Raw genomic sequence first — 16,080 nt, 5'->3', positions numbered from 1 at the left:
ATCAGATCCGCTCGGCGATGGCACGGCCCATGTCGGTGGTGCTGGCCGTGCCGCCCAGGTCCGGCGTGCGCGGGCCCTCGATCAACGTGCGTTCAATCGCCTGCAGGATCGCGTCATGCGCGTCTTCGTGACCGAGGAACTGCAGCATCATCGCGCCGGACCAGATCATCGCCACCGGATTGGCGATGTTGCGGCCGTAGATGTCCGGTGCCGAGCCATGCACCGGCTCGAACAGCGAGGGGAAGCTGCGCTCCGGATTCAGGTTGGCGGAAGGCGCCAGGCCGATGGTGCCGGTGGTGGCCGGGCCGAGGTCGGAGAGGATGTCACCAAACAGGTTGGAGGCGACCACCACATCAAAGCGGCCCGGCTGCAGCACGAAGCGGGCGGTGAGGATGTCGATGTGCTGCTTGTCCACCGTCACCGACGGATAGGCCTGGCCCACCGCATCGGCCCGGCTGTCCCACCATGGCATGGCGATGGCAATGCCGTTGCTCTTGGTGGCCACCGTCAGGTGCCTGCGGTCCCGTTGCTGGGCCAGTTCGAAGGCGTACTTGAGCACCCGGTCGGCCCCGAAACGGGAGTAGACCGATTCCTGGATGACGATCTCCCGGTCCGTGCCGCCATACATGACGCCGCCGAGGTTGGTGTATTCACCTTCGGTGTTTTCACGCACCACGAGGTAGTCGATGTCCCCGGGCTGACGACCGGCCAGCGGGCAGGGCACGCCTTCGAACAGGCGCACCGGGCGCAGATTGATGTATTGGTCGAACTCGCGGCGGAACTTCAGCAGCGAGCCCCACAGGGAGACATGGTCCGGCACGCTGGCCGGCCAGCCGACGGCGCCAAAGTAGATGGCGTCCATCGGCTGCAGCTGCGCTCGCCAGTCGTCCGGCATCATCTGGCCGGTCTTCTGGTAGTAGTCGCAGCTGGCCCAGTCAATGTGGGTGAATTCGAGCTGGATGCCGAAGCGGCGCGAAACCGCCTCCAGCACCCGGAGGCCCTCGGGCAAGACTTCCTTGCCGATGCCGTCGCCGGGAATGGCGGCGATCTTGTAGGTCTTGGTCATGGAAACTTCCAGAATCGGTGATTGACGAAAGCGCCACCAGGGCTCGCGGGCACGGGGCCGGGGAGCTTCGAGTGTTGCATCAACGGCTGCCGGTGCAAAAGGGGGTCGCCATGGTGGGGCGGTCGATCTGCGCACAGGCCTGTTGGCGCGGATGGTCACAACTTCTACAGGCTGAACACGTCGCAGACATGTCGTCCTCAGGCGTGCTCTGTTCCAATGGCCGGGTCTGCCACTGCGACTTTGCACACCATGCGCTACCGCCTGACCTCCCTGGCCACCGCCGCCCTGCTGGCGGCCGCCGCAACCGCCGTCCAGGCGGAGAGTTTCGTGTCTTCCGCGTCTAGCGCGGGCTCGGAATCGTCGGGCAGCGTGTCCGATTCGATCGGTGCGTCCAGCAACAGCTCCAAGAAGGACGATCGCAAGGTCGGACAGGGCCGCTACCGAGTGGTCGAGGTCGCGGCCGCAGAAGGCCGGCCGGGCATGATGCAGGTGGCTCTGGCCGCCGATGAAGGTGTGTCGCCGGATGCGATGCAGACCTTCAACCTCTATGTGCCGGCCCAGGCACTGGCGCAGCAACCCCTGGCCGCCGGCCAGCGGGTGCGGGTGAAAGAGCGGGATTACGGCCTGGAATTCTCTGACGATGCGTCCCAGCGCCCCTTCTTCCTGGTGCTGGAGGATGGGTGGCGTCAGCAGATGCGCACCCAGATGCTCAAGGCCTGACCGGCGCACACGCCTCGCTGTAGGACCGTGATGTCGTGGCGTGGCTGGGCCGGGCTGAAGGCGCGCAGCAGCGCAGGCGCGCGGCGACTGCCCGTGGGATGGCCATTGCGGATGCGAATGCGGCCGACAAGGCGCCTGCCCCTCCGCCCGTTGCACCTCACGCCGTTGGCCGCCTCGCAGCGGAATCGCCCGTGGAGATGGAGACTGGTCGCCGGGTTGGCGTTCGCGGGCGTGCTCGGCCTGCCAGCAGCCGCCCAGGCGCAGTCCTTCGGCTTATGTGAGCGAAGTCAGGCCGTCTCGGCAGCGGATCAGGACCTGATCCTGCGCTTCACCGCGCTGGTCGTGCGAGAGCTGGAAGCCAGTGGCGCAGGCACGGCGCTGGTGTCACGCGCCGGCACGGACCTGAGCCGCTTCGGTCTGCGGTATTCCCATGCAGGCATGGCACTGAAGGACAACCCGGCCGGCGCCTGGTCGGTGCGCCAGCTCTATTACGTCTGCGATGAGTCGCGGCCGCGGCTCTTCGATCAAGGGCTCGCAGCCTTCCTGCTGGCGGGTCGGTCGGCAGGCACTCACGTCGTGTCGATCGTGACGCTGCCTGCGTCCGCCCGGGCCGCTGAGCAGCAGTTACACGATCGCGTGCGGGACGCGCCCACAGCCTTGTCCTTGCTCAGTCCGCGCTACAGCGCCAATGCCTATGCGTTTGGCCTGACCTATCAGAACTGCAATCAATGGATCGCCGAGATGATGGCGGCGGCGTGGGATCCGTCATTCGCCGTCCCAGAGCTTTCCGCGACGGGCTACAACCGCGAGCATGCCCAGCGCTGGCTGCGCAGTGCCGGTTATGCGCCCACCGACATTCAGGTGGGCTCCCATGGCTTGATGTTCATCGGCCAGTGGATCCCGCTGCTGCACATGGACGACCATCCGCTGGAGGATCTCTATGCGCTGCGCCTGCGGGTCAGCCTGCCCGGGGCGCTGGAGGCGTTTCTGCAGCAGCAGGTGCCCGCCGCCCAGCGGGTGGAGCTATGCCTGCGTGACCGTCAGGTGGTGGTGCACCGCGGCTGGTCCCCATTGGGCGAGGACTGCCGCCCGGTGGATGCGCAGGACGAGGTGCGGACCCTGGACTGACGGTGACCGACGCGGCCCGAAGGGGCTGAAGAGCTAGAAGGGCTTGAAGGGAGGCGGGGGCGGCGAAACCGCCAACGCCGCGGAAGCTGACGCCGGCGCAGCCAGGCGTCAGTCGCCGTGACCGCCCACCGGCACGCCGTGGGCAGGCGTATGCGCGGCCGCCGGAGCCGCTTCCGGCTGCACGTATTCGCGGAACAGCACCGCCAGGCGGGCGGCTTCCTGGTCCACATCGTGGCTGGCCATCACACGCGTGCGGGCGGCTTCGCCCATGCGGTGCAGGGTGGCGTCGTCGCAGGCCAGGCATTCCGCCATGGCGCGCGCCAGGGCCTTCGGGTCGCCCGCCGGCACCAGCCAGCCGTTCTCCTTGGGCACCACCAGTTCCGGAATGCCGGCGATGGCGGTGCTGATGACCGGACGGCGCAGCGCCATCGCTTCCATCGCGACCACCGGCAGGCCTTCGGCAAAGCTGGAGACGACCAGCGCACGTCCGGCCAGCATTTCTTCCCGGACCTGGTCGCTGCCGATCCAGCCGGTGATACGCACATGGCGCTGCAGTTTCAGTTCGGCAATGCGGGCTTCGATCGGTTGGCGCAGTTCGCCATCGCCTGCCAGGACCAGCTCGAAGTCCACGCCGTCGGCCGCCAGGCGCGCCGCCGCTTCCAGCAGCAACAGGTGGCCCTTTTGTTCACACAGGCGTCCCACGGCCACCAAACGGTTGCCGCTGGCCGGCACCGGCTCGAAGGTGTGGAAGGCCGGGTCCACGCCGCAGCGCACCACCTGGATCTTGGGCCAGTGCGCATGGTCCACCCAGCGATACACCTGGCTGCGGCAGAAGGAGGTGATGGCCACCACAAAACGGGCGCGGCGGATCTTTTCGCCCAGGTGCAGCGACTCGGGCTTGTCGAATTCTTCCGAGCCATGGCAGGTAAAGCTGTAGCCCGGGCCGCCCAGGGCTTCAATCAGCAGCGCCACTTCGGTGGAATTGGTGCCGAAGTGCGCATGCACATGGCTGATGTTCTGCTCACGCAGCAGGCGCAGCGCCATGCAGGCTTCGGCCAGGTAGACCAGATGCAGCGGCATCGGACGGTCGGCACGGTGACCCAACCGCAGGGCCAGGCCCAGGGCCTTGAAGAAACGCACCGGCGCACGCAGTGCCTCGGAGACCGTCGCGCCCAGCAGCGGCTTCAGGCCGCCGCGGAGCAGGTAATGGGTGCGGGTCTTTTCCTGCTGGTCCACAGGATCCGGGGCGGCGTCGTCCCAGCCCCGCACCGCCACGCGCAGCACGTCCACGCCCTGACGCTCCAGCGCGATGATCTCGCGGCGGATGAAGGTGTGGCTGACCTTCGGATAGTGATTGATCAGATAGGCGATCTTCATGCTTCAAATCTCCGTGCCCGGACCGCCCGGATTTGGCGCGGGGTCCGGCGAATTCAGGTGTCCGTGTGCGGGGCGTTGGCGTGTTTGTCAGCCGCTTTTTGTCAAATCTGCCCTGTCGTGGTGCTGCGCGCACCATGATAGTTGCTGGACTTTGCGGCAATCCCCTGAAGAGGGCACATGACTCTCCCGGGTTATGGGGGGTGCGGGCACGTCAAAACGTATCCGGCGATACCAGCCATTTAGCTAAGCTGACTAGCGCAAATGATCATTCCGAGCCGTGACCCAAGACGACCTCGGCGTATCGCGCCCACCCACTTTGCGTCAATTTTTCTTTTTAAATCAACGACTTGCGAGTGACCTACATCCCTCCATGACGCCGTTGGCACAGCCCTTGCGCTATGGCTGGCACCAAATCAGAGAGCAATAACATGAATTACAAAACTGAAGCAGTCTCCGGCGGCGTGCCGGTGAAGATGTGGACGAACGGCGTCCCGGTGGAGCCTGAGGCGATGCAGCAGCTGTCCAATACCGCCCGTCTGCCGGTGGTGTTCAAGCATGTGGCCGCCATGCCGGACGTCCATCTGGGGATTGGCGCCACCGTGGGGTCGGTGGTCCCCACCCTGAAGGCGATCATTCCCGCCGCTGTGGGCGTGGACATCGGCTGCGGGATGATGGCCGCCAAGACCACCCTGCGTGCAGAAGACCTGCCGGACAACCTCGGCCCCCTGCGCTCGGCCATCGAGCGCGCCGTGCCGCACGGCTTCTCGCCCCGCAACCGCGGTCGTGACAATGGCGCCTGGGACACGCCGCCGGCGCTGGTGGATCAGGCCTGGAGCACGCTGGCGGACGAGTTTGACGCCCTGTGCGAGATCCATCCGCGACTGAAGCAGACCAACAATCGCAAGCACCTGGGAACCCTGGGAACCGGCAATCACTTCATCGAGGTCTGCCTGGATGAAGCCGGCTTCGTCTGGTTCATGCTGCACTCCGGCTCGCGTGGTGTGGGTAACGCCATCGGCACCCATTTCATTGAGCTGGCCAAGAAGGATGCCGAGCGCAATCAGCGCAATCTGCCCGACAAGGACCTGGCCTATTTCGAAGAAGGTGCGCAGTACTTCGGCGACTATGTGCGCGCCGTCTCCTGGGCCCAGAAGTTTGCGCTGCGCAATCGTGAGGTGATGATGGCCAACCTGATTGCCACCGTGCGTCAGGTGATCCCCAAGCCATTTGAATCCCACGTGGAAGCGGTGAACTGCCACCACAACTATGTGCAGAAGGAGCAGCACTTCGGTGAAGAGGTGTTTGTGACCCGCAAGGGCGCCGTCAGTGCCAAGCGTGGGCAGCTGGGGATCATCCCGGGCAGCATGGGTGCGCGCAGCTACATCGTTCGCGGTCTGGGGAATCCGGAGAGCTTCGAGAGCTGCAGCCACGGCGCCGGGCGTGTGATGAGCCGTACCAAGGCCAAAAAGATGTTCACCGTGCAGGACCACATCAAGGCGACCGAGGGCGTGGAGTGCCGCAAGGACGCCGATGTGATCGACGAGATTCCGATGGCCTACAAGGACATCGACGCCGTGATGGAAGCCCAGAAGGACCTGGTGGAGGTGGTGCACACCCTGAAGCAGGTGGTGTGCGTCAAGGGATGATGAGCAGTTCACAAAAAGAAAGACAACCATGATCGAGATCGACGGAGCCGCCGGGGAGGGCGGCGGCCAGATCCTGCGCACCGCGCTCGCGCTGTCGGTGTGCACCGGCCAAGCCTTCACGCTGAAAAACATCCGCGCGGGGCGACCCAAACCCGGCCTGATGCGACAGCATCTGGCCTGCGTGCGCGCCGCCGCGCAGATCAGCGGCGCGCAGGTGCAGGGGGATGAACTGCGATCCCGGGAGCTCCAGTTCGCGCCCGGGCCTGTGCGGGCCGGCGAGTACCAGTTCCCGATCGGCACCGCCGGCAGCTGCCTGCTGGTGCTGCAGACGGTCTGGCCAGCGCTGATGCTGGCGGACGGCCCGTCCACGCTGCATCTGTCCGGAGGCACACACAACCCGATGGCACCGCCCTTCCACTTCCTGGCGCGCGCCTTCGCGCCGCTGATGGAACGTCTGGGGGCGACCGCCACGCTCACGCTCCGCCGTGCCGGTTTTTATCCGGCCGGTGGCGGCGAGGTCCTCGTGCAAGTGCAGCCGGCCGCACACACGCTGCAGCCGTTTGACCTGATCGACCGGGGCGCCCTGCGGTCCGCCGAGCCGGAGTGTCTGGCGCCGGGCCTGCCGCGACACGTGCCGCAGCGGGAGCTGGAGCTGCTGTGTGAGCTGATGGGCTGGACGTTTGATCCGCGGCAGATCGCCATCGTCCGTCAGAACGAAGGGCCGGGCAATGCCCTGCTGGCCACGCTGCAGTACGAGGCGGTCACTGAGGTGTTCATGCAGCTCGGCGACAAGGGCGTCTCTGCGGAAACGGTGACACAGCGTCTGGTGAAGGAACTGCGGGACTACCAGCAGCTGCCCGGTGCCGTCGGCCCTCACCTGGCTGATCAGTGGATGTTGCCGCTGGCGCTGGCGGTGTGGCGCCGCGGCGTGCCGGCGGCCTACACCGCCACCGAGCTGACGCTGCATGCAAGGACCAATCTGGAAACGATTCAGACCTTCCTGCCGGTCAGCGTGTCCACTGAGCACACGGATGCGGGCTGGCGCGTCGGGATTCGCCCCTCCGTCGCCGCCTGATCGACCGTGACCAGACTCCCCATCCGCGCCCACCATGTCCCGATTCAATGCCATCAGACAGGTCGATGTGCTCTGGCCCGCGCTGGAGTCGGCGCTGCAGCCGCTGGGCTTCGCACGCATCGGCAACGTCTTCCATCGCCGAACGGACGATGACCTCCTGCCACGGCTGGAGGCCATCACCTTCGGCTTCGAGTATGGATGTCGCACCTGCTGGATGCAGGCCACGGTGAAGGTGCCGGCCCTGATTCAGCTGCTGCACGGCGTGCGGGAATTTGCCTATCGGCCCGAACTGGCGTGGCGAGTGCCCGACTTCGCCAGTCACCTGGCCTGCATGGTGCGCCTGTCGGAGATGGGTGCCGTGGGCCGCCCCCTGCCGGAGGGCCTCAGCTGGGGCTACGACGGCCGACTCCGGCGCGCCCGCCCGGTGCCCGCGGAGGTGCTGGCCGAGACGCTTGCGACCCTGGCGAAGGACCATGCGTGGCCGCTGTTCGACCGACCGCTGACCCTTCAGGGGCTGGCGGCTGCAGCGGATGCGCCCGCTTACGCCACCAGCGGCGCGGGCGGCGGATGGCCGCTCGCCGCGCGTCTGGCGCTGAACGATCTGGATGGCGCCGAACAGGCGTTTCGCCGCCATCCCTATTCGCTGGGCAACACACGCTCGCGTTTGACGGCCGCCAAGGACTGGCTGTGGCGACAAGGCGTGGATGTGCGCGACGTCTCCTGGTCCCTGGAGGCGGCGGAGATCTCCCACCCGCTGGAGGCGAAAGCATGGCTTGCGGGGTCCTTGGTGACGGGTATCGCCGGCGACTGAAGCGCTCACGGCACAATTCGGGCATGACCGCTCCGGAAGTACCGCCCGCCGCCCCTGGCGCTGCACCTGATGCTGCATCCGATGCGGCGCCCAATTCTGCCCAGACAGCCGCCCAGGCGCTTGACGAGCAGGCGGACCCGATGCCCACGCCGCCGCCCGAACCTGATTTCGATGCCTGCTGCGGCAATGGCTGCGACCCCTGCATCTTCGATCTCCATGACCTGGAGATGGACCGATATCGACAGGCCCTGCGCGCCTGGCGGGAACGCCATCCCGGGTGTTGACCCGCCACCCTCGCGGGCGCAGTGCAACGGAGCCTCGCGTTGTGCAATTTCAACGCTCCGTGCCGGCGATGCGTGCCCTGCAATCCGTCCTCAGCGCCACGCCGTCATCGATTCGTCCGTCATCGATTCGTCGAACGGCCTGCCCATCGCTGCGGCGCCCGCAGCAATCGAGACAGATGCAATCGAAGCGCCGCCAGATGCTGTGAGACCAGTTGGCAGGCCGCGTCCGCATCCGACAGGCTGATGGCTTCACACAGCAACAGCAGCCGTTGCGCCCAACGCGGCGGATCAATCGGTGCCAGGGGCGGATGAGACCGCCGGAACGCTTCGAGCAGACAGTTGCGCGGCGTCAGCAGCGATTGCGCATGCGCATTGCCGCCGGTGTCATAGAGCCGCTCCGTGAAGACCCGTTCCGCCGCAAACATGGCTTCCCAGTCTTCCGCCTGTACCGCTTTGGCGAAGGTCCGCTGGTGCCGTCCCAGCAGCGCCAATTGCTCGACCTTGTGACGTTCACAGGCATTGCGCGTCAGCATGGATTCCAACGCATCCCGCACCGACAGAAATTCGCGAAGCCAGACCTCATCGACCTGCGTCACGGTGGCGCCGAGATTCATCCGCATCTCCACCAGGCCGTCCCCTTGCAATTGCAGGAGGGCTTCCCGCACCGGCACATTGCTGACCCGGTAATGAGCGCCCAGGCCACGCAAGGTGAGATGACTGCCCAGGGGCCATTGCCCGCTCATGATGTCGTCGCGAATCTGCAGCCGCAACCGGAGATAGGTCGGCGTATTGATCGGCGGGTGCGTGGGCGAAAAGAACGGCAGTTCGGACGGTCGGGGTGACGGAGGCACCCCTTCCGCTTCAGTATCGGGCGGGTCAGAAACCGGGTGGCGCGGAGCACGCGGGAAACGTGGAGAAGACGAGGCCATGAAGGGGTGGGGCGGCAATCGGGCCGACTACTGTAAACATCCGGATCGCCCTTGCAGCGCCTTCTCCAGGCGCGCTTCAGTGAAGATTGTTGTTCATCAATTCGGCGACCGATCGGCACTCCCTGCTTGGGTAGTCAAAGGCCTGCGAATACCTTCAACTCGTGATTGTCTAACTCGATTTGGTGGAGCGCCGTCTGCAGCAGCGTCGGTCGATCGTCGGCTTTCAGCGCGTGAATCCACTGTTGCATCAAAGAAAGCCGCTGCTGTGCATCCACGGTGGGTGGCCTGGCACCGAGGCGTTCGGTCAACTCGCGATCGCCCTGCGACAGCAAGTCGGCTGTCAGCCCCCTGGACGGTCCCGCGAGCCTGCCCAGGACCACGAGGCGCAATCGCCATTCCTGTTCTGCAATGCTGACGGGAGACGCCAGCAGCACGCTGCTGCGCAGCAGCCGCCAGGCTGCTTCCAATGGCTGCGCCCAGGCGGCACTCAACGGCGGCGGCGCCTCCCGGCAGCATTGCGACACCAGCGCGGCTCGTACCGCCAGAATCTCACTGGCCCATCCCCCGTGAATGCGGGGCAGCGTGTCGCCGTTCGAATGCGGCGTTACCAGCACCAAGCGCGGCGATAAGCGGGGCGTCAGCGAATCGTTCATGCATGCCTCCAGGAATCAGCATGGAGGCGGCATTCTGAAATGATTCGATCACGTCAAGGACTGATGTCGGCTCGATGTCTGTATCCGCCGACGTGCATGAATCAGCACATTGACTTCCCACAAGCGACAACGCGATTCCACTTGCATTCCCAAACGCGATAAAGTCCCGCCTGGGAGGCAAATGCGGCACAGAGCCTGAGGCCCGTCGCTTGATCCGGAGTAGATCAATGCCCAAATCGTTGAAGCAAGTTCTCAGTCAAATCGAAAAACTCCAGAAAGAAGCTGAATCGCTTCGCAGCAAGGAGATCTCCGGCGTGGTGGCCCGCATTCGCGAAGCCATCGACCATTACGGTCTGACGCCCGAAGAACTGTTTGGCCCGGGCGTGAAGAGTGGCGGCCGCGGTCGCCGTGCAGGCAAGGCTGCTACCGCTACCAAGCCGGGTCGCAAAGCCGCTGGCAAGGCAGCCGGCGCGGGCCGTCCTTCGATGGGCTCGCCCAAGTATCACGACGGCGCCGGCCGCACCTGGACCGGCGTGGGCAAGCGTCCCAACTGGTTCAAGGATGCGCTGGCCAGCGGCAAAAAAGCCGAAGACCTGCTGATCCGTTGATCACCGCTTGATGGCGCCGCGGCTGGCCCTCCAGGGAGCCAGCCATGCGGCCCATCAGCCTTGCCCCACCTCCTCCCGGACGTGGGGGGCTCGCGTCAACGGCGCTGCGCCGGGTCCGTGCCGACGTGATACAGCGCCTTCAAGGTCAGCAAGCGAAGGTTGGCGCCACGCAACTGACTGGCCAGAACGGCATGGTCCTGATGACCCTGATTGACCTGTGCCGTGAGTTCGTTCAGTTCGTCCCTCAGGGTGTCCAGAGCCTCTTTGAATTCTTTCTTGTCCGTGCGTCGGAGCCAGGTCTCCTTCTGCCTGGAATCCAGCTGGGCATATTGCGCCTTCAGACGATCTTTCAAAACCATCGTCAGGATGTCATCGGTCATCCCTGCCTTTGAGGGCGGTGCCTCGTCAAGCGTCTGCTCCAGTGCTTGCGCCAGCTCGGCCCACACCGGGCTGTAGGCCTGTTCCCTCAGGGTTTTGAGGGTCAGTCCCAAGCCATAGCTGTCCTTCCCTGCCCAGGGCCGAAATCCCTGTCGCGCGTCGGCAGCGAAGGTCTTGCCGGCGCAGTCAAGAAACTTCACCAAGTCGGCCGATCGTTCATGCTGACCGCGCTGCCAGGCCTGCAACCGTTCGCTCGTGGCCCCCATGGGGTCGGTCCCAATGGGGATCTCCACCGCCCGGTTGAACGCTGCCATTCCGGTCTCGCGCATCCTGCGGATGGATTGCCTCGCCTGCAGTTGAAACCGCGCAACCTCCGGTGTGTCGGCTGCGCGGGCAGCGGATGGCCCCGTCCGGATCTGGGCGTAGGTGTCATCAATATCCGAATACACCGACTCCTGAGCGGCTTGCGGGCCGGCGGACGCCACCGAGTAAAACTCGCTGGGCGGCGGTGCGGCGGGCGGCAGCGGGGTGAGCGTCACACCGACGCCATAGGGATGCGAGGGCCGCGCTGCAGCCTTGTGCTTTTCATAAAGCGCCGTAAATTCCGTTTCGGTCTCCGGCTTGGCTGCCCGCAAAGCGGCGGCTGGAGCCGTCGGCTTGGCCGGCTCCAGCGGCGTGGCCTTGCGTGGCGCGGGCGTCGGTCGCGCGGCGCCGATGCCGCTGCCGAAGGTGGAGTCGCTGTTGGCAGACAGGCCGCTGACACCCGAGAACAGCGATTCGGAGTCCGAGCTGTCCGACGCCTTGGCGCGCGCGGGCTTCGGGGGCGGCACCTGTTCACCGAGACCGACGGTGCCGTGTAGAGGCTTGGGCAGAACGTGCGGCGCAGGCTTGGAGGCGACGGGTGGGCCGGACCTGGCCGCCTGTGCTTCGACCCGGCCCCCCTGGGGCTTCGGCGGCGTCGCGGGCGGCTTGGTGGCGAGGTTCAGGGGGGAAGCCAGCATCGGCTTGGGTTGCACCGTGGGTACTGGCACCCGCGGCCTGTCCATGGGTCGCTCACCCATTTCGTCCGCCAGCAGGGCGGCGTGTTCTTCCAGCATGCCCGCCGGCATGCGCTCCGCAAACTGGTTGGCGCGGACGCTCTTGCAGGTCGCACCCCAGTCCTTCGCCAGACGCGTCAATTCTTCGGCGGAGGGACTGCGACCTGCCTTGAACAGCTTCTCCGCCAGCTGGCGCTGGTAATACAGCTGGGCGACCGCACCGGACCGGCTGGTGCCGCTCTGGCATCCAAAGGCGACAGTCTGGCCACCTGCGGCTTCGTGCAGGTCCTTGAGGGTCTGATGCAGTTGTGCCGCCGAGGCTTCCGAGAAGTTCACCGTCCAGAGTCCGATATCCGAGGACTGCTCTGTCTGACCGGAGGGCAGCGTGGTCTGAAAGTAGAAGGCCTCCGGAGCGCCGGACGACGGTGATGCCTGAATGAGGGAGATGCCCAGCGGCCCGCCCTGTGCCGACACCTTCAACGATTGACCCACCGGCAGTTCCAGCGTCGCAGAGGTGCTGTTGTGTTTGACGTTCACCACATGCGCAACGTTGCTGTCCGTCAGCACCGCGGCAAGCCGGGCCAGCCGCTCCGCAGACAGCGGTTCTTTGGTCGTGCTGGCGCCAGGGGCGCCAAAAACGATGGCACTGCCCTCCACACCGCCCTTGGGCAACAAGGTCGCATTCGCCACGTTGGTCTGCGCCAGAGCCAGCTGCTTCAGGCCCGCCACCTCGGCCAAGCCATAACGGGCGTCCACGGGCATCAGCCGCTCGGCCACCACGGCAACATTGCCTGAGGTGAAGGTCATCAGGCTCTTGTCGGTGATGACAACCTGGGCCCCCTTGGTCTTGACCTCACTGTAGAGATCTTCGGAGGGACCAGGCTTCACGTCCACCGTAGTTTGCACGTGAGCGACAGGGAGATAGGCGTTGGATGCTTGGGTGTGAGCCGGGTTCATGACGATCCTCATGGTCTAAAACGCGCCCCCATGAGCCTGGAGGCGTAGACATGAGTTGTCATGTGGCTGCAGCGTGGTTCCTTGCAGATTGCTGCGTAGACGCAAAGACGCCGGGGCCTTGGCGGCCGCCGGCGTCTGGAACTGAAATCGCCGGCGCAACCACGCGCCGCCTAGGGCATCAACTATTGACCTTGATGCGGTTGTTCACCGACTGCACGCCCTTGGTGGCCAGGGCCATCGAGCCGGCACGGTCACGGGCCGCCAGGTCCGGTGCGGTCCCGTCCAGGGTGACGTGGCCATTGGTGGTGTCCACCTTCACGTCCAGGGCGCTCAGTTTGGGGTCACCGGCCAGGGCCGTCTTGATCTTGGTCGTGATGGAGGCATCCGACGCATCAGCGCTGACCTTGTCAGCCGCGCGGTCCATCTTCTGGCCCATGGCGTCCATCGACTCCCGTGTCTCCTGACGCGCCTGATCGCTTTTCTGCTCCATCTTGGCGATGCCGTCATCCAGCCGCTGGCCGGCGGTGCGATCGTCGTCTTCGCGGCCGCAGGCGGCCAGGGCGACGGCGGCCACCAGGGCCGGCAGCACCATCAACATCGGGCGGTGTTCAGTGCGTTGCTTCATCTCGGTCTCCTTGAAAGAAAGGGAGGACCCGATGGCGGTGCCAAGGCCTGGCACGGCGCTACCCAAGCGATGCATCGGTCCTGCGTGGAAGGGAATGACTCCACTGTAGGCAGGACCTCAGTCGCGCGGGGTCGGCGGCTGCCACGACCCCAGGTCAACCGCCGAGCCGGCGGTGTGTAGGAGGGGGCCTACGTCCAGTTCGGGGCCGCTGGTCTCGACGATGGGCGCGGACATCGGCAACCAGGCGCGCACTTCACAGCCCTGCCCCGGGGAACTTCGCAGCTGCAGCTGGCCACGTTCCGCCTCCACCCGGAAGCGCATGCCCAGCAGGCCGTGGGAGCCCAGCGTCATCCGGCCGGGGTCGAAGCCGCAGCCGTTGTCGGTGACGCTGACCATGGCCTGCGCGTATTCTTCCTTCAGCACCACCTTGGCGTGGGTGGCCTGCGCATACTTGGCCATGTTGGTGAGGGCCTCCTGCACCAGACGGAAGGCCGTGAGCTGCGCGCTGCGCGGAAGTTCGACCTTCTCGTCCAGCTCGACCTCGATCGGCACGCCGAGCCGCTCGGCCGTCTCGCGACACAGGATCTCCAGCGCCGGCACCAGGCCCAGCTGGTCCAGCGTCGAAGGCCGCAGGTCCTCGATGATCCTACGCTTCAGGGCAATGCCGCTGTTGAGGGTCTCGGTCAGATGGGTCAACCGCTGCATCAGCTCCGGAGCGCCGGCCTGCAGTTTGGGCCGCAGACGGGCCACGTCAAGCTTGGCGGCGGTCAGGAGGGCGCCGAGTTCGTCGTGCAGGTCCCGCGCCAGCCGGGCGCGTTCATCCTCCCGCGCGGTTTGAAGATGACGCGCCAGTTGCGTCAGCTCCGCCGTGCGGCGACCCACTTCGATCTCCAGGCGGTCCCGCTCGGCACGGATGTCCTGCTGTTGCTGTTCGCGCTGGTCGTCCATGGCGCGGCTCTTGCGCAGGAACAGCACAAACACCACGATGCTGATCAGTGTCATGGCCGCCACACCGATGCGGTTGAGCATCAGGGTGTCATAGACCTGCGCCGTGCCCAGGGCGATCCGCTGGTTTTCATCCGCCAGCAGCTCGGCCGACTTGCGGCGGATCTGCTCCATCTGGTCACGGCCGATGTCGGTCATCATCAGCGCCTGGGCGGCCTGGTGGCGGCCTTCCTGGGAGAGCTTGAGCACCTCCTGCAACTCACTGAGTTTGGCGCTGACGGCGGTGGCGATGTCCTTGCTTCTGGCTTCAGCGTCCGTCGCTCCCACCTGCGCATACATGTGCTGCAGCGCGTTCAGACCCTTGGAAGCATCCTCGGCGGCGAAGCGGTAGGGGTCCAGATATTCCGGTCGTCCGGTGATCAGGTATCCCCGTTGCCCTGACTCCGCGTCCGCGACCCGCGCCGTGAGCCTGACCAGCTCCAGCCGGGCCCGGCCCAGGGTCACCAGGCGATCCATCTGGGACACGGCTCCGAAGTAGGCCAGCTCGCTGATGAGTAACATCAGCAGCGCTACAAAGAGCCCCAGCGGCAAGGCCCACGTCTTGCTGCCCAGATTGGCCACGGTGTCTTTGAAACTCATCCTCTACACTCCCCAGGGCATTCCGCCCTTTTGACTACAGCCACCATGATCCGAATCGCCATCGTTGATGACCACGCGATTGTCCGCGCCGGATTGCGGCAATTTCTGTCCGAGCAGGTCGACCTGCGCGTGACCGGTGAAGCCAGCTCCGGCCGTGAGGCCCTCGATCTCGTCCGTGCCGGCGAGGTGGACGTCATGCTGATGGACCTCTCGCTGCCCGACCAGAGCGGCGTGGAGACCCTGGCCGCCATCAAGGCGCGCAAACCTGAATTGCCCGTTCTCATCCTCAGCGGTTTCCCCGAAGCGCACTACGCCACCACGCTGCTGCGCCAGGGCGCCAGCGGTTATCTGAACAAGGAATGCGACCCCGAGGAAATCGCCACGGCCGTGAGAACCGTGTTCCGGGGACGCAAATACATCACCCCTGCCGTGGCCGAACTGCTGGCCGACGGACTGGGCGCCGCCCAGGACCAGGCGCCGCATGACACCCTTTCCGAACGCGAGCTGCAGGTGTTCCTGCGGCTGGCGCGTGGGGAGACGGTGGGTCATATCGCGGACGGCATGTCGCTGAGCGTCAAGACCGTGAGCACATATCGTTCCCGGGTGCTGGAAAAGCTGGCGCTCAGCACCAACAGTGAGCTGACGTATTACGCGCTGAAGAACGGTCTGATCGAGTGAAACGCGGCCGGAACGGCCTTCTTCGCGCTAGGACGCCGCAGCATCCGGATCCTGGCGCTCCGCCAGGCACTGGCAGTAAGCCAGCAGATCTTCCAGTTCCGCCGATTTGTCAAAGACGCGATGGGCGCCCAGCGCCATGCAGCGCTGCCGCATGTCCGGGGTGGCGTAATTGCTCAGGATGATGCGCCGGGCCGACGGCATCCGGGCGGTGGCGGCCTGCAGGACATTGAGACCGGTGCCCTGGCTGAGAAAGATGTCGATGATCAGCAGGTCGCAAGGACTGCTTTCTTCAGACATCCAGCTCAACGCCCCGTCTTCGTCCACCGCATGACCGAGCACGCGCAGGTCCACCATCTCTTCCAGGGTTGCCACCAGGTTCTCGCGGATGACGTCGTTGTCCTCCACCAGGAAGCAGGTGAGTGCAGAAGCGGAAAGCTGGGAGTCCATGGCGGGCGCGGGCACAGAACTGCGGACGGCTGTGGGCGGGATCACCACAGAGGGCGTCACCAATGACGGCGCGCGGA

General features: G+C 65.6%; 16 protein-coding genes. 8 read left to right on the top strand and 8 right to left on the bottom strand.

Going from position 1 to position 16,080, the window contains the following annotated elements:
* Position 1 precedes the first annotated feature (1 nt).
* Positions 2-1,066: a tartrate dehydrogenase gene (locus FHS28_RS21185; RefSeq protein ID WP_088453885.1), complete on the bottom strand. Its 1,065-nt coding sequence runs from the start codon at positions 1,064-1,066 to the stop codon at positions 2-4.
* A 249-nt stretch (positions 1,067-1,315) separates the two neighbouring features.
* Here FHS28_RS21185 and FHS28_RS21180 point away from each other — a divergent pair, with 249 nt between their 5' ends.
* Both FHS28_RS21180 and FHS28_RS21175 read left to right on the top strand, forming a co-directional pair.
* Positions 1,316-1,786 (top strand): hypothetical protein, encoded by a 471-nt coding sequence (locus FHS28_RS21180; protein WP_088453886.1) that lies wholly within the window; start codon positions 1,316-1,318, stop codon positions 1,784-1,786.
* 216 nt (positions 1,787-2,002) lie between these two features.
* The gene (locus FHS28_RS21175) at positions 2,003-2,914 is read left to right on the top strand and encodes a DUF2145 domain-containing protein (RefSeq protein ID WP_246410426.1); all 912 of its coding nucleotides are present in this window, start codon (positions 2,003-2,005) and stop codon (positions 2,912-2,914) included.
* Between the two features lie 108 nt (positions 2,915-3,022).
* Here the strand turns inward: FHS28_RS21175 and FHS28_RS21170 are convergent, their stop codons facing one another.
* Positions 3,023-4,291 carry a glycosyltransferase gene (locus tag FHS28_RS21170; protein ID WP_088453888.1) on the bottom strand — a complete coding sequence of 423 codons (1,269 nt, stop codon included), beginning with the start codon at positions 4,289-4,291 and terminating at the stop codon, positions 3,023-3,025.
* 428 nt (positions 4,292-4,719) lie between these two features.
* On the opposite strand from FHS28_RS21170, the gene FHS28_RS21165 reads away from it, so the two are divergent.
* Genes FHS28_RS21165 through FHS28_RS24785 form a run of 4 tightly spaced genes read left to right on the top strand, consistent with a single transcriptional unit; the run spans position 4,720 to position 8,107 of the window.
* The gene (locus FHS28_RS21165; protein WP_088453889.1) at positions 4,720-5,937 is read left to right on the top strand and encodes an RtcB family protein; all 1,218 of its coding nucleotides are present in this window, start codon (positions 4,720-4,722) and stop codon (positions 5,935-5,937) included.
* A gap of 28 nt (positions 5,938-5,965) precedes the next feature.
* Positions 5,966-7,012 carry an RNA 3'-terminal phosphate cyclase gene (gene rtcA, locus FHS28_RS21160; protein ID WP_088453890.1) on the top strand — a complete coding sequence of 349 codons (1,047 nt, stop codon included), beginning with the start codon at positions 5,966-5,968 and terminating at the stop codon, positions 7,010-7,012.
* Between the two features lie 34 nt (positions 7,013-7,046).
* Positions 7,047-7,823 (top strand): hypothetical protein, encoded by a 777-nt coding sequence (locus FHS28_RS21155; protein ID WP_088453891.1) that lies wholly within the window; start codon positions 7,047-7,049, stop codon positions 7,821-7,823.
* 23 nt (positions 7,824-7,846) lie between these two features.
* Entirely contained in the window at positions 7,847-8,107 is a 261-nt protein-coding gene (locus tag FHS28_RS24785; protein WP_375140789.1) for an oxidoreductase-like domain-containing protein, read from the top strand.
* Positions 8,108-8,226: 119 nt separating this feature from the next.
* On the opposite strand, the gene FHS28_RS21145 is transcribed toward FHS28_RS24785, so the two are convergent.
* Positions 8,227-8,958, bottom strand: a complete 732-nt coding sequence (locus FHS28_RS21145) for a GntR family transcriptional regulator (protein ID WP_184295347.1) — start codon at positions 8,956-8,958, stop codon at positions 8,227-8,229.
* Between the two features lie 212 nt (positions 8,959-9,170).
* A complete protein-coding gene (locus FHS28_RS21140; RefSeq protein ID WP_088453893.1) occupies positions 9,171-9,689 on the bottom strand; it encodes a hypothetical protein in 519 nt (172 codons plus the stop codon).
* A gap of 227 nt (positions 9,690-9,916) precedes the next feature.
* Between FHS28_RS21140 and FHS28_RS21135 the strand changes: the two genes are divergently transcribed.
* Positions 9,917-10,297, top strand: coding sequence for an H-NS histone family protein (locus FHS28_RS21135; RefSeq protein WP_088453894.1), 381 nt, complete (start codon positions 9,917-9,919; stop codon positions 10,295-10,297).
* A 95-nt stretch (positions 10,298-10,392) separates the two neighbouring features.
* Here the strand turns inward: FHS28_RS21135 and FHS28_RS21130 are convergent, their stop codons facing one another.
* The 3 genes from FHS28_RS21130 to FHS28_RS21120 form a co-directional block, all read right to left on the bottom strand.
* A complete protein-coding gene (locus FHS28_RS21130) occupies positions 10,393-12,606 on the bottom strand; it encodes a hypothetical protein (protein ID WP_088453895.1) in 2,214 nt (737 codons plus the stop codon).
* Between the two features lie 241 nt (positions 12,607-12,847).
* On the bottom strand, positions 12,848-13,294 hold the full coding sequence (locus FHS28_RS21125; RefSeq protein ID WP_184295345.1) for a BON domain-containing protein: 447 nt from the start codon (positions 13,292-13,294) through the stop codon (positions 12,848-12,850).
* A gap of 117 nt (positions 13,295-13,411) precedes the next feature.
* Positions 13,412-14,878, bottom strand: coding sequence for a CHASE3 domain-containing protein (locus FHS28_RS21120; RefSeq protein WP_088453897.1), 1,467 nt, complete (start codon positions 14,876-14,878; stop codon positions 13,412-13,414).
* A gap of 45 nt (positions 14,879-14,923) precedes the next feature.
* Here FHS28_RS21120 and FHS28_RS21115 point away from each other — a divergent pair, with 45 nt between their 5' ends.
* The gene (locus tag FHS28_RS21115) at positions 14,924-15,556 is read left to right on the top strand and encodes a response regulator (protein ID WP_088453898.1); all 633 of its coding nucleotides are present in this window, start codon (positions 14,924-14,926) and stop codon (positions 15,554-15,556) included.
* Between the two features lie 27 nt (positions 15,557-15,583).
* Here the strand turns inward: FHS28_RS21115 and FHS28_RS21110 are convergent, their stop codons facing one another.
* Positions 15,584-16,003: a response regulator gene (locus FHS28_RS21110; protein WP_088453899.1), complete on the bottom strand. Its 420-nt coding sequence runs from the start codon at positions 16,001-16,003 to the stop codon at positions 15,584-15,586.
* Between the last annotated feature and the right edge of the window lie 77 nt (positions 16,004-16,080).

Source organism: Roseateles terrae (genome assembly GCF_014192155.1).
GTDB lineage: Bacteria > Pseudomonadota > Gammaproteobacteria > Burkholderiales > Burkholderiaceae_C > Roseateles > Roseateles terrae.
The sequence above is the reverse complement of the archived record's forward strand: the minus strand, read 5'-3'. Positions and strand labels throughout refer to the sequence as shown.